Annotated in this window: 9 protein-coding genes; 1 reads left to right on the top strand and 8 read right to left on the bottom strand. The window is 72.9% G+C overall.

Annotation, left to right across the window (positions count from 1 at the left end):
- Positions 1-134: 134 nt before the first annotated feature.
- From ACFYXE_RS37960 to ACFYXE_RS37925, 8 genes are all read right to left on the bottom strand, one after another.
- Positions 135-1,466 (bottom strand): MFS transporter, encoded by a 1,332-nt coding sequence (locus tag ACFYXE_RS37960; RefSeq protein ID WP_389321008.1) that lies wholly within the window; start codon positions 1,464-1,466, stop codon positions 135-137.
- A gap of 65 nt (positions 1,467-1,531) precedes the next feature.
- On the bottom strand, positions 1,532-2,293 hold the full coding sequence (locus ACFYXE_RS37955) for an SDR family NAD(P)-dependent oxidoreductase (protein ID WP_389321005.1): 762 nt from the start codon (positions 2,291-2,293) through the stop codon (positions 1,532-1,534).
- A 4-nt stretch (positions 2,294-2,297) separates the two neighbouring features.
- A complete protein-coding gene (locus tag ACFYXE_RS37950) occupies positions 2,298-2,561 on the bottom strand; it encodes an acyl carrier protein (protein WP_389321018.1) in 264 nt (87 codons plus the stop codon).
- 101 nt (positions 2,562-2,662) lie between these two features.
- On the bottom strand, positions 2,663-3,910 hold the full coding sequence (locus tag ACFYXE_RS37945; protein ID WP_389321002.1) for an aminotransferase class I/II-fold pyridoxal phosphate-dependent enzyme: 1,248 nt from the start codon (positions 3,908-3,910) through the stop codon (positions 2,663-2,665).
- Positions 3,907-5,904, bottom strand: a complete 1,998-nt coding sequence (locus ACFYXE_RS37940) for a condensation domain-containing protein (RefSeq protein ID WP_389320999.1) — start codon at positions 5,902-5,904, stop codon at positions 3,907-3,909. The genes ACFYXE_RS37945 and ACFYXE_RS37940 overlap by 4 nt, the downstream gene beginning before the upstream one ends.
- 10 nt (positions 5,905-5,914) lie before the next feature.
- Positions 5,915-7,192 carry a beta-ketoacyl-ACP synthase II gene (gene fabF / locus ACFYXE_RS37935; protein WP_389320996.1) on the bottom strand — a complete coding sequence of 426 codons (1,278 nt, stop codon included), beginning with the start codon at positions 7,190-7,192 and terminating at the stop codon, positions 5,915-5,917.
- Positions 7,189-8,901 carry a thiamine pyrophosphate-binding protein gene (locus ACFYXE_RS37930; RefSeq protein ID WP_389320993.1) on the bottom strand — a complete coding sequence of 571 codons (1,713 nt, stop codon included), beginning with the start codon at positions 8,899-8,901 and terminating at the stop codon, positions 7,189-7,191. The genes fabF and ACFYXE_RS37930 overlap by 4 nt, the downstream gene beginning before the upstream one ends.
- Positions 8,898-11,576: an aldehyde dehydrogenase family protein gene (locus ACFYXE_RS37925; protein WP_389321015.1), complete on the bottom strand. Its 2,679-nt coding sequence runs from the start codon at positions 11,574-11,576 to the stop codon at positions 8,898-8,900. Before ACFYXE_RS37925 ends, ACFYXE_RS37930 begins: the two co-directional genes overlap by 4 nt.
- Positions 11,577-12,141: 565 nt before the next feature.
- On the opposite strand from ACFYXE_RS37925, the gene ACFYXE_RS37920 reads away from it, so the two are divergent.
- Positions 12,142-12,510 carry a hypothetical protein gene (locus ACFYXE_RS37920; RefSeq protein ID WP_389320990.1) on the top strand — a complete coding sequence of 123 codons (369 nt, stop codon included), beginning with the start codon at positions 12,142-12,144 and terminating at the stop codon, positions 12,508-12,510.
- Positions 12,511-12,601: the final 91 nt, after the last annotated feature.

Below are 12,601 nucleotides of genomic sequence, written 5' to 3'. Positions count from 1 at the left end.
CTCGTACCACCAGTACGAGGGCGGCCCGGCCGCACGGCGATGCACCGCACCAGACGCCGCGGCCTGTCCACGAAGATCGGAGAGACGCCCCCTAGTCCACAGCCCACCCGCAGCACCGCGCTCCCGGCACGTCGTCAACGCAGCGCGCGGATCGCCGGACTCGTGGCGACCAGGCAGGCACACGTCAGGACGGCGCCGCCGGAGGCCAGGAACAGGGTCGTCGTGCCGTAGCGGAGCAGGACGCCTGCGATCACGTACGAGAACGGGTCGAAGGCCACCGTGGCCAGCACGACGAGGCTCAGTACGCGGCCCAACAGCCGCTGCGGCACGCGTTCCTGCAGCGTGGCCACGACGACCACGCCGAGGAACGCGGACCCGAGGCCGACCAGCGCCACCACCGCCGTCGCGGCGACGACATCGGTGACGGCGGCCAGCCCGGCCACCCCCGCACCGATCGCGGAGACCCCGCCTACCACGGTCCAGCCGCGCCGGGCAGGAGGCCGCCACCCGGCCAGCAGGGAGCCGGTCAGCGCGCCGGCACCGAACCCGGAGAGCACGACGCCCAAGGCCCCCGCGCCACCGAGACGTTGGTCGGAGAGCACCGCGCCGCCCACGAGCACGGGGCCCACCACCGCGATGTTGATCAGGGAGATGGCCGCCAGCATCGCGCGTACCAAAGGCTCCCGCCAGGCGTATCGCAGGCCCGCGCCGAGGGCACGCGCATGGCTGAGCTCGTCGCCGTCGAGGGTGCTTCGACCGGTGCCGGAACCGGCGTTCGGACCGGTGGCGGTTCCCGCACGCTCGTCATCCCGACCGCCTTCTCTCCCGCCGATCCCGCCTTTCCCGCCTTTCCCGCCGATCCCACCTCTCCCACCTCTTCCGCCGTTCCCGCGGACGAGCGTGCTGAAGGCGAGGGCCGCCAGCGCGGCCAGGACCGTGATCCCGCCCAGCGTCGCGTCGAAGCCGACCGCGGCGATGGCGCCCGCGGCCACGGCGGGACCGGCCAGGTCACCACCCGACTCCGCGCCCTGCACCAGCGCGTTGACGCGGGACAGCTTGTCGGTCGGCACGACCTCGGGCAGCAACGCCAGGGCCGCCGGCAAGTACGCGGCGTCCGCGGCGCCGAGCACCCCCGCGAGCAGCGCGACCGTCGTCACCGAGGGCGAGGTGAGGGCGACCAGAGCGCCGAGGGCGAGCAGGACCGAGACCCGGAGCCAGGCGGCGGTGGCCGTGATGCGGGCGGGACCGACGCGGTCGACCAGCACCCCCGCGGGCAGCAGGAGCGCCGCTCGCGGCAGCGCCACCGCCACCAGGACGAGCCCCGTGGTCATCCCGGGTTCCGCCACGTCGAGCACGAAGAGCGTGAGCCAGACGAGGAACAGCGCGTCGACCACGGCCGCGAGACCTTGGCCCACGACCAGGCGGCGCAGCCGCGGATCGCCGCGTCGCCCGGTGGCCGTCTCCATGCACGCATCTCCTCGCAGATCGTGGGGGGTCGCGTCGCTCGACCGATGGGGCACGCCACCCGCCGTCAGGCGATGTGCGTGCCCCCGTCGACCGTCAGGGTCGTGCCGGTGATGTAGGACGCCGCGTCGGAGACGAGGAAGACGAGGGTCGCGGCGAGTTCCTCGGGCTTCCCGACGCGGCCCGACAGCACCCGGGGCATCATCGCGTCGAGATACCCCTCCGCGTAGCCGTCGGTCATTGCGGAGGCGAAGAGCCCCGGCGCGAGGGCGTTCACACGGATGCCCCGGTCGGGCGTCCACTGCTGGGCGAGATCGCGGGTGAGCCCCAGGAGCCCGGCCTTCGAGGCCGAGTAGGCGGCCTGCGGCAGGCCACCGGTGACCAGCGCGAGGATGCTCGACACGTTGACGATGACGCTGCCGGGCCGCATGACCGCGCCGGCCGCCTGCGCCATCCAGTAGGAGCCGTTGAGATTGATGTCGACGACCTCGCGGAACTGCTCCGGCGTCTCCTCCGTCGCGTGCCGTTCGCCGCTGATCCCGGCGTTGTTGACGAGAATGTCCACCCGCCCGAACGCCCGCATCGCCGCGTCGACCAGCGACCGGCAGTCCGTGGGCCTGGCGATGTCGGTCCGCACGGCGACGGCCCTGCGGCCGAGCTTCTCGATGCTCGCGCGCACCTCCTCCAGCTTCTCGGCGCGCCGCGCCCCCAGCACGACGTCGGCGCCGGCCTCGGCCAGCGCGACGGCGAAGGCGGCACCCAGCCCGGAGGAGGCGCCGGTGACCACGGCGACGCGGTCGTCCAGCCGGAAGCGGTCGAGGACACCCATGCGGTCACCGACGCCGGATGACGTGGTCGACCGCGTCGCCGACGGTCCGCAAGGCCGCGACCTGGTCGTCGGGCATCTTCACCGCGAACGTGTCCTCGACCGCCACGGTGATCTCCACCATCGACAGGGAGTCGATGTCGAGGTCGTCGGCGAAGGACTTCTCGGCGGTCACCTCGGCGGAGTCGACGCCGGTGACCTCCTCGACGATCTTGGCGATGGCGTCGAGGACGCCGGTGCGGTCCACCACGGATCTCTCCTTCCAGGGCATCCGGAACGTCCGGAACATGCCCGCTGTCCAGGGCTGCTGGGACTTCTGAGCCTGCTGAAGGCTTCGTGGGGCGACGCGGGAGGTCGGGGCCGGGGGACGGCTCAGACGCCCAGGCGCCGCCGGTAGCCGAGGAGGGTGCGCAGGAAGCCCTCCATCTGCTCCTCGGTGTGGCCCGCGTGCGGGAACAGGCGCAGGAGCGCCTGGTTGCGGGAGACGGCCGGGTACGAGAAGACGGGGACGAGGAAGCCGTCCTCGACGAACCACTCCCGCATCTGGAGGGCGGCGGCGTCGTTCCCGATCGGCACGGAGAGCATGTACGAGTCCGTCGGTGTCGTCGGCGTGCCGGCCTCGTGCATCTGGCGGCGCAGCCGCGCCGCGTGCGCCAAGTAGTCGTCGACGATCTCCGGCTCGGCGGCGAGGACTTCGATCGTGCGGTCGGCGGCGTGGGCGGTGGGCGGCTGGATGGCGGCGGTGAACATCGAGGTGCCGGAGAGGAGTTCGAAGGCGTCGATGGCCGCCGCCGGCCCGGCGATCGCCCCGCCCTCCAGGCCGATGGCCTTCGACAGCGACACCATGACGAAGTCGGCCCGGTCCCGGATCGCGGCCGCCTCCCGCGCGTACGGGCGGTGCTCGGGTCCGTAGACCATGAAGCCGTTCGCATCGTCGATCATGCTGATGGCGCCGTGCCGGTCGCACGCGTCGAGGATCTCCACGATGGGCCCCATGGTGCCGTCGGCCGAATAGACGCTCTCGGCGATCACCACGGTCTTGCGGGCCCGCACCCGGCCCAGGACACGGGCCAGGTCGGAGACGTCGTTGTGGCGGAACGCGTGGACCCCGCGGCCGTAGCCCAGACCCTCCACGCCCTTCCAGATGCTCCAGTGCACGTCGCGGTCGACCACGAAGACGGTGTCGTGGTTGCGCACCTCGATCCCCGCGTCGAAGTGCGCGGAGCTGCTCATGGCGTGCACGAACCCGATGTTGGCCAGCAGCCCGGTGGCGAAGCTGATGGCCCGCTCCTTGCCGGTGCGGCGGGCGATCGTCTCCTCCAGGAGCTGGTGCGGGCGGCAGATCCCCTGGGTCATCCTGGAACCGCTGGTGCTCAGACCGTGGGCGTACGCGCCCTCGGTGAAGTGGCGGCGCACCGGGAGGTGGCGCTCCAGGTCGAGGAAGCTGATGCTGGCGAAGTTCACCAGCTCGCGTCCGTTGCGGACGATGGTCGGCCCGACGGGACCGTCGACCACCGGCGGGCGGTAGGCCGTCTCGTGGGTGTTCGCCTCGACGAAGGCGTCGAAGGCCCACGGGGCCAGGCGGTCCGCGGACGTCGCGGGGGTGTGGGACGCGGTCATGGCGGGGTGTCTCCTCCACGGGGTGCGCGGGGCGGCGAGGGCTCCAGGGCGGCGGCGAGACGGCCGAGCGAGGCCGTACCGGCCAGCTCGTCCGACGCGATCCCGGCGAAGCCGAACTGGTCGAGCAGTGCCAGCAGTCGGGGGACGGCGACGAGGGTGACTCCGTGGTCGGCGAGGCACCGGTTCATGTCCACGGCATCCGGGGCGCCGACGCCGTCGCCGGGCGGAGCGTCGTGGCCCACTGCCTCCACGGCCGCCGCCAGGGCCTGTTCGGCGCGGGTCGTGGGCGGGCGGGGCCGGATGCGCGGGGTGCTTGCGTCGGCGGGGGGAACGGGGGCGGCCGGGGTCAGGACGTAGCGGCGCGGGGCCAGGACGCCCGGTACGTCGTCGAGATGGTCCAGGACGTGGCGGTGCAGGTCCTCCGGGGTGACACCGGGGGCGGTACGGGCGTGCGCGACGAGGCACGGGCCGTCACTCCTCCCGGTGGCCTCCGCGCCGGTCTTGGCGCCGACCCACGAGGCCTCCTCACCCCGCCCGTTGCCGTCCGACGCGCTCTCCCCGCCGGGCCGCACCGTCACGTCGAGTACGCCGGGATGCCCGCGCACCACGTCCTCGACCGTGGCCACGTGGGCCCAGCCCTGCGGGGCACGCCACCATCCCGGGGCGGGCGCCGCGAGCGGGCGGGCCGGCAGCCGGCACGCGGCGCCGTCGGCGAGCGCGCGCAGCACACCGCACAGCCGGACCGGCAGCGCCATGGCCTGCTCGGCGTCGAGCAGGTGATCGCCGACGGTGACGTCGAGGGCGACGACCCCCGCGTCGCGGGCGAGGTCGACGTAGAGCGTGTCGCAGGGCTCGTCGGGCGCGCTGCGGATCCAGGCCCCGTCCCGCGGGGCGTCCGGCACGGGGACCAGGTAGTCCCGCGGCCACGCGTAGCAGTTGTACTCGATGGTGGGCACGGTCAGGACACCGCGACGGCGGTCCATGCGGGCCTGGGCGGCGACCAGTTCCGCGGGGCGCCACCGGCCGTACCGGTAGGCGGCGGCGGAGGCGGTGGCGACCGAGGCGACCACCTCGGCGAAGGCCGCGCCGGGGCGCAGGTCGATCTGGACCGGGACGGTCAGTGCCTGCACGTCGACGCTGTGCCGCAGCGCGGACCGGGCGCGGTTGGAGACCACCACGGAGGCGAGGAACCGGTGTTCGCCGGTGCGGGCGGCGACGTCGTGGGCCAGCACGGCGAGCACCACCAGCTCCGGGCTGACCCGGTGACGTCCGGCGACGCGGGCGAGGTCGTCGTGGGCGCGCGCCGAACGGTACTGGAGGCGGTGCCGCCCTTCGCCGCCGTCGGTCCCGCCGAACGGGGCCAGCACACCGGTGGGGTTGCCCTCGAAGCGCCTGAGCCATTCGCGCTCCGCCGCACGGGCGCGTTCCGGGGGCTGGGCGGAGATCGTGTCGAGCGGGTGGACGGACGGCCCGGGCGGTACGCCGGTGCCGCGCAAGTGGTCGTGCAGCTGGCCGATCAGGACCGCGAGCCCCCATCCGTCGATCAGGACGTGGTGGGCGGCCATCAGGACCGCGCGCGGTCTGCCCTGCTCGCACAGCACCCTGGCCCGCCAGGGCGGTTGGCGCTCGGGATCGATCGGGCAGGCGGCCAGTGCTGCCGTGGCGGCCTCCAGGGTGTCGGTATCGGCGGTCGGGACGTCGACGTGGTCGATCGGCAGCGGGGCCCAGTCCGCGCGGTGGACGTGCTGGACCGGGCGGAGCGGGTCGACCGTGCTGCGCATCGCCTCGTGCCGCGCGGTGAGGGACGCGAGCGCCGCGTGGACGTCGGCGACGGTGGCCGGGGGCGGGATGTGACAGTGGTCGGCCAGCGGCGTCGGGTTCACCCGCCGTGCCGAGGGGATGGTGCGCTCGAACCAGTGCCACTGCTGCACCCAGGTCAGCGGCCCGCTGCGGAGGACCGTGGTCCCGGGGGTCGGTTCCGGAAGGCGCGTCACGGGCGGGACCTCATACCGCTCGCACCACGAGAGCGGCGTTGTGACCGCCGAAACCGAACGAGTTGCTCAGAGCGGTCCGCAGACGCTCGTGGTGCTGGGTCCGGTGCGGTACGAAGTTGATGTCCGCGGCGATCGGTTCGTCGCAGTTGACGGTCGGTGGGACGTCACCCGTGCGCAGGGTCTGGATCGACGCCACGAGCTCGACCACTCCGGCGGCACCGATCATGTGCCCGGTCATCGACTTGGTGGAGCTGACCGGGATACGGGTGACGCGCTCGCCCAGCACCTTGCGCAGGACGGCCGTCTCGGTGGCGTCGTTCAGGAGCGTCCCGGTGCCGTGCGCGTTGACGTAGTCCACGTCCGCGCCCGTGATGCCCGCGTCGCGCAGCGCCCCCTCGACGGCGAGGCAGGCGCCCCGGCCCTCCGGATGCGGGGCGGTCCAGTGGTGGGCGTCCGAACTCGCCCCGTAGCCCGCGAGTTCCGCCAGCGGCCTCGCCCCTCGCCCGGCGGCCACCTCGGCGGCCTCCAGCACCACCACGGCGGCGCCCTCGCTCATCACGAACCCGTCCCGCCGCGTGTCGAACGGCCGGCAGGCCGCGGTCGGGTCGTCGTTGCGTCTCGACAGCGCGCGGGCGTTGCCGCTGCCCGCGAGGTCGACCGTGGTGACGCAGGCGTCGGCACCGCCGACCAGGACGACGTCGGCCTCCCCGTGGCTGATCATGCGCATCCCCGCGCCCACCGCGTCCGCGCCGCTGGCACACGCCGTGCTCTGGGCGCGGCTCGGCCCCTGCGTGCCGAGCCGCATGCTGATCTCCCCGGCGGCGCTGTCCATGGCGGTCGTGACCTGGGTGAACGGGCTGATGCCCCGCGGCCCTTTGTCGCGCAGGATGTTCGCGGCGCGGTAGATCGAGCCCACCGGCCCGTAACCACTGCCGATGACCACGGCGACCCGCGGGGCCAGGCGGTCGTCGACGACCAGCCCGGCGTGCTCGCAGGCCTCCAGGGCCGCGGCCAGCGCGTACTGCGCGTAGGGATCGGCACGGCGGACGACCGGCGGGGGCATGTAGCGGCCGGGAGCGAATCCGCGGACCTGACCGCCGATCCGTACTCCGAGGCCGGTCACGTCGATCGCGTCCACGGTGTCGATGCCACTGCGCCCGGCGAGCATCGCCGCCCAGGTCTCCGCGACGCTGTGGCCCAGCGGGGTCACGGCCCCGTACCCGGTGACCATCACCCGCCGCCCCGCCCGGTCGCGCCCGGCGCCTGCGCCCCTCCTCGCGTCCGTCACTGCGGGACCACCCCGGCGTCACGGAGGGGCGGAGGGATGTCGTCGGGGGAGACGGGCACCATGAGCACGGCCGTGCCTCCCGCCGCGCAGAACCGGCGTGCGGCGACGATCTCGTCGGTCAGCGCGGCCTTGTCGCGCAGCACCCGACACCGGATGTCCGGCCCGTCCACCGCGGGCGGCGGCGCGCCGGGACGGGTGAACGGGTGGCGCTCCGCGTCGAGGCCGAGACCGGCGCGCTGGGCGTCCAGCCAGCCGTAGCCGCCGTTGCACAGCACCACGTACAGCACTCCGCCGTGGGCCGCGGCGGTGACGGCGATGTCCGCGCGGGCCGCGAGGAACGCGCCGTCCCCGACGAACGCGGTGACCTCGTGGGCCGCGGCGGCCCGTTTGACCCCGATGGCCGCGGCCGCGCCGAAACCCAAGGGGGTCTGCTCCGACGGCACCACGGATCCGCCGCCGACGTGGAAGGGGAAGCAGTACGACCACATGTCCTGCAAGCCGTTCTCCTGCACCAGGACGTGCTGTTCGCCGGCGGTGGCGTCGAGTGCGGCGAGCAGCTCGGCGACGCGGATCCCCGGGAGTGCCGCCGCGCGGCCCAGTTCCGCCTCCACCTCGACCGTCATGGCCTTACGGGCCGCCGCGATCGTGTCCGTCCACCGCTCGGTCGCCGCCGCGCGCCCGGCCACGCGGTCCCCGTCCAGCGCCCGGGACCAGCCGAGGACGGCGTGCCGGGCGTCCCCGAGCACGCGTGGACCGGGGAACTCGGCGGACAGGCCGCCCGGGTCGACGTTGACCTGCACCACCGGGACCGGGGGCCACGGCGTGCCGCCTTCGGTGACCGTCTCCTCCAGGCGCCCGGCGAGCGACACCACCAGGTCGCAGGACGACCACAGGTCACGGGCGGGAGCCGCGGCGTAGAGGCCCGCCACACCGCAGAACAGCGGATGGTGCTCGTCGACGGCGCCCCGGCCGGACGCGGTGGTGAAGAGGGCCGCGCCGAGGCGTTCCGCGAAACGCTCGACCACGTGGTCGTCGTTGCGGTGCCGCAGGCCGCCGCCCACCAGCACGACCGGACGCCGACTCGCGCGGACCGCCGCGAGCGCCGGTCCCGAAGCCACCGGAACGGGCTGGACGAGCAGCGACTCGGGCAGCACCGGACGCGGCTCGGCGGCGACGACCTCCGCCGTGCGGACGTCGTCGGGTATCTCCAGGTACACGGGTCCCGACGGTGGCCCCACGGCCCGGGTCAGCGCCGTCACCGTCGCGGGGACCACCCGGTCCGGGTGCCCCACCCGATGCGCCCACCGCACGAGGGGCGCCGTGACGGCGACCTGGTCGAGTTCCTGGAACCCGCCGCTGCCCCGGCGCCGTTCGGGCGCGCCCGCGGCCAGGACGAGGACGGGTGCGCCGGCCTCCCGTGCCTCGAGCAGTCCCGTGGCCGCGTGGGTGACAGCGGGCCCCTTGCCCAGTGCGCAGACGGCGAGCCTGCCCGACTGCAGGGCGTAGCCGGTCGCCATGTACATCGCGTTGCGCTGGTCGCGGCACGGGACGAGGTCGACGCCGGCGGCGTCGAGAGCGCGGAGCAACTCCAGATCGTCGCCGGGCAGTCCGAAGCAGGTGTCCACCTCGTGGGCCACCAGCAGGTCGACGACCGCGGACCACGCGTCCGCGTACCGCTTGTCCGCCCGGGTCTTGTTCGCCTGGGTCACTTGCCGACCACCGCGACAGGCGAGGTCGTCGGCAGATACTGCGCCACGGCCTGCGACATGAGCAGGGGGTGGGCGTGCCGCTCTCCACCGTACGAGAGGTGGTTGGCCCGCATCCCGTGCCCGCCGAACGGACGGTTCCCGTCCTCGGCGTCGAGCAAGGTGCGGTTGACACAGGTCTGGTGGCGCTTGGCCAGGACGTCCACCGTCTCCGGGTCGCTTCCGTAGACCATCGCCCCCAGCGCCCGCTCGCTGAAGTAGGGGCTCGACAGGCGCTCCCGCAGCCGCCACGCACTGCGGTAGGACACGACGTTGAACACCGGGGCGAACATCTCGTCCAAGGGGATCTTGTCGTCGAAGTCCCACAGCAGGACGGTCGGTTCGATCCTGCGGGACGGCAGGTCGATGCGCCCGCCGTGCCGGATGTGACGCGCGTGGCGCACCAGGTAGTCCGAGCAGTTGACCAGCGCCGAGTCGTAATAGATGGGTCCGTAGTCGGCGGTCGGGTCGCTGTTCTGACCGAAGCGCAGCGAATTCAGCTCGGCGGAGAGCAGGTCGACGAATTCCCGGGTGCGGCCCTGCGGGGCGAACACGACGTCGGGGCCGAAGCAGTCCTGGCCGGAGTTGTAGAGCCGGATATTCGTGACGTCATGCGCGGCGAGCGTGAGGTCGGCGTCGGGGGCGATGACGAATGGATTGATGCCCCGGCCGAAGAAGAGGAAGAGCTGGTCCTCCGCCAGGCCTTCCTGGATCGTCTCCGCGTTGGCGTAATTCCCGGTGAAGACGATGAGGTCCGCCTCGCGTACCGGCCCCGTCAGGAACTTGCGCTGGCTCAGTTCGGACATCCTGATGGGTAATCCGTGGACCGGTGCCAGCAGCTCGTGCAGACGCTGCGTCTGACCCTTTATCTCGGAGGACGGCCGGAAGACTGTTTCGTCGCTGTAGAGGGAGGCCACGAGCATGTGGAGGGCATAGGAATACAGCGGGATATTGGAGGGCATGAAGACCGCCGTCCGGGGCACGCGGCCGGGCCGGACCCGGCGGATCTCCTCCTCTGCTCCGTCGAGCGTGGCGAGAAACGAGCGGATCTCGGCGGCTGCGGTCTGGTGGGGCGAGACCTCGGTGAGGACCCTCAGGACCGCGTCCTCGTTGTCGGCCACGTACCGACGCACCGCGCGCAGCGCATCGAGACGGTCAGGGAAGGGGATGCGGTAGTCGTTCGCGTCCAGGCTCGGGCCGGACGCGGGCGCGTCGGCGTTCGTAGGGTGCGGCGGGTGCAGCGAGCTCATGGCGATCTTCTCCAGAACGGCCAGGTCGGGCTTGCCCGTACTCGTGAGCGGCAGGGCGGGAAGCACGACGATGTGGTCGGGCTGCTCGTAGCGGGCGAGCACGGAGCGCAGCACCCGTTTCCAGTGCGCGGGTGCCTGGCCGGCCGGGTCCGCGATCACGAACACCAGCCGACAGCCCAGGCGCTCGTCGGGGACGGCGACGACCTCCGTCCGCGCGCCGGCCGCCTCGGCGCGTTCGGACAGGTGGTCGGGATAGAGCGTGTGGCCGTCGCGGTGCACGGCGTGCTTGCGCCCGAGGGGGAAGACTCGTCCGGCGTCGTCGAGCCGGCCGATGTCGCCGGTGCGGTGCACGGGTCCCGGCACCGGAACGATCCCGCCGTCGTCGCCGAGATGGCCCGTCATCAGACCGTCGGTGCGGACGACGAGTTCGCCCAGCTGTCCGTGGGGGAGCGGTCGGCCCCGGTCGTCGTGGACCTCGACGACCACGCCGGGCAGGGGAGTTCCGCACCCCACCGGTTCTTCGGGGGGAGCCAGCGCGATGTTGCCCACCTCGGTGGCCCCGTACCCGTCGAGCAGGTGCCGGCCGGTGCGGGCGTGGAACCGTGCCGCCAGCGCGCGCCCCAGCGGCGCACCGCCGACGCACCAGGCGCGCACCCCCTGCAGCGCGTCGGCGAGGGCGGGACGGCGGTCGAGCAGATTGAGCAGGCTGTAGTACGTCGACGGGGCCGCGTCGACGACGGAGAGGCCGTGGTCCACCCCCACCGCGAGCGCGCGGTCCAGGCGTGTGGCCGGCCCGTGGACGACGAGCGTTCCGCCGCCCAGCCACCAGCACAGGACCAGCGACAGACCGTACTGGTGGGAGTACGGCAGAACCGGCAGGAACACGTCGTCGGGCCGGTACCCCATGCGTTCCGCGCTGAGCGCGAGGTTGTCCAGGATCGAGCGGCCGGAGCGGACGATGCCCTTGGGACTGCCGGTCGTGCCGGACGACCACGAGATCGCGGCGTCCCGGCGCCGCGCCCAGGCGCTGAGGTCCGGGATGCCGGGCGCGCCCGCGGCGCGCGCGGTGGAAGCAGTGGAAGTGGTGGAAGGCGCCGCCGCCGTGCTGTCCATAGCGTCGCCGAGTTCGAGAACCACCTGCGCCTGGGCCTGGATGCGCGACCGCTGTGACGGAAGCGCCCGGTGATCGGTCAGGACCACCGAGGCGTCGAGATGGATGAGTGCGAGCAGCTCGACGACCCACTCCGGGGAATTCCCCCCGCTCTTCATCACGCGGGAGCCGGGCCCGATGCCGCGCCGTGCCAGTCGTTCGGCGGCGGCCGATATGCGGGCCGTGATGTCGTCCGCTTCCCAAGTGCGCCCTTCGGGCGAGACCAGGCGCCTGACCATGGGCAACGCGCACTCCTTCACGTCAAGGGATTGTTTCGATTTCCTGGACGTACACGTTGGTCGACCCATGGTGTCGCGGTAATTCCTCATTCTGTTCAATGAGAAACATCTGAATGACTATCCCATACCCGCAGACACGTGTCGAGCACGACAATGACAACCCATGGAACGTGTGGGATCGCTGGGTGTGCGGTGACGGAAGAGGCGCACACCGCGTGGCCAGTTTCGCGTGATGAATTCCTGGCTCATTCTCTACGGGGTGACCCTTCCGAAAAGGGGTGTGCGGTCGGCGGATGCTGGGCTTATTTCGGGCCTCGGGCGTCTCCCCGACGGAATTGGTCGCTGGCTGGAAAATGTCGAATGGTGGCGGGCTTCCGCAGTGTCGAAATCGAAGATGGTGTGGCCACGGAGCTTTTCGGACAGCTGGGCCGCGCACGGGTGCGGCAGGCAGTTCCTCGGCCGCACGCAAGCCGCGGTGGCCGGAACATCGAGGGTGTGTCCTGAATCGTTCCTGCGCATGTGGCCGCCGCCGCTTAACATCGCACGCACCATGACGATGCGGCAGATGCGACCCAGAGGCGACACCGTCCGTGCGGCACTGCTCGCCCTCGTCCTTCTCTGCATCGTCCCGCTGGTCGGCGTCCAAGGGGCCGCCGGCTCCCCGTCCGCCGCGCCCACGGCCGAGCGCGGCGCCGACGTGGTCGCCGCCGCCTCGTGGGCGGACGCGCGCGTCGAGGACCGCGGCTGCCACGAAGGCCGGCCCGGGTCGCCGCGCGACGCACTGGCGCTCAGCCCCGACCAGCCCGGCTCGCACGTGCCCAGGCCGGCGTCGGTCTCGTCCGGCCCCGGCGACGACGCCCCCGCTCTCGCCGCCGCGGCACCCCCTGACGTCACGTCGGTCGACCTGCACAGAATCCAGATCAGCAGAACGTAGACGGGCCCTCTCCACCCGTCCCGGACCGACCAGGCCGAACAGCGCCGGTCGGTGTCACCGGGCTGCGCGGTCACCCGCAGCCCACGTTCCC

The organism is Streptomyces sp. NPDC002564, assembly GCF_042889645.1.
Lineage (GTDB): Bacteria > Actinomycetota > Actinomycetes > Streptomycetales > Streptomycetaceae > Streptomyces.
This window is presented reverse-complemented; position numbering and strand designations above follow the sequence as displayed.

Bases quoted from the DNA above. Each gene is read 5' to 3' on its own strand.
- ACFYXE_RS37945 (WP_389321002.1), bottom strand. From the start codon at position 3,910: ATGACCGCGTCCCACACCCCCGCGACGTCCGCGGACCGCCTGGCCCCG.
- ACFYXE_RS37960 (WP_389321008.1), bottom strand. From the start codon at position 1,466: ATGGAGACGGCCACCGGGCGACGCGGCGATCCGCGGCTGCGCCGCCTG.
- ACFYXE_RS37925 (WP_389321015.1), bottom strand. From the start codon at position 11,576: ATGGTCAGGCGCCTGGTCTCGCCCGAAGGGCGCACTTGGGAAGCGGAC.
- ACFYXE_RS37955 (WP_389321005.1), bottom strand. From the start codon at position 2,293: ATGGGTGTCCTCGACCGCTTCCGGCTGGACGACCGCGTCGCCGTGGTC.
- ACFYXE_RS37950 (WP_389321018.1), bottom strand. From the start codon at position 2,561: ATGCCCTGGAAGGAGAGATCCGTGGTGGACCGCACCGGCGTCCTCGAC.
- ACFYXE_RS37920 (WP_389320990.1), top strand. From the start codon at position 12,142: ATGCGACCCAGAGGCGACACCGTCCGTGCGGCACTGCTCGCCCTCGTC.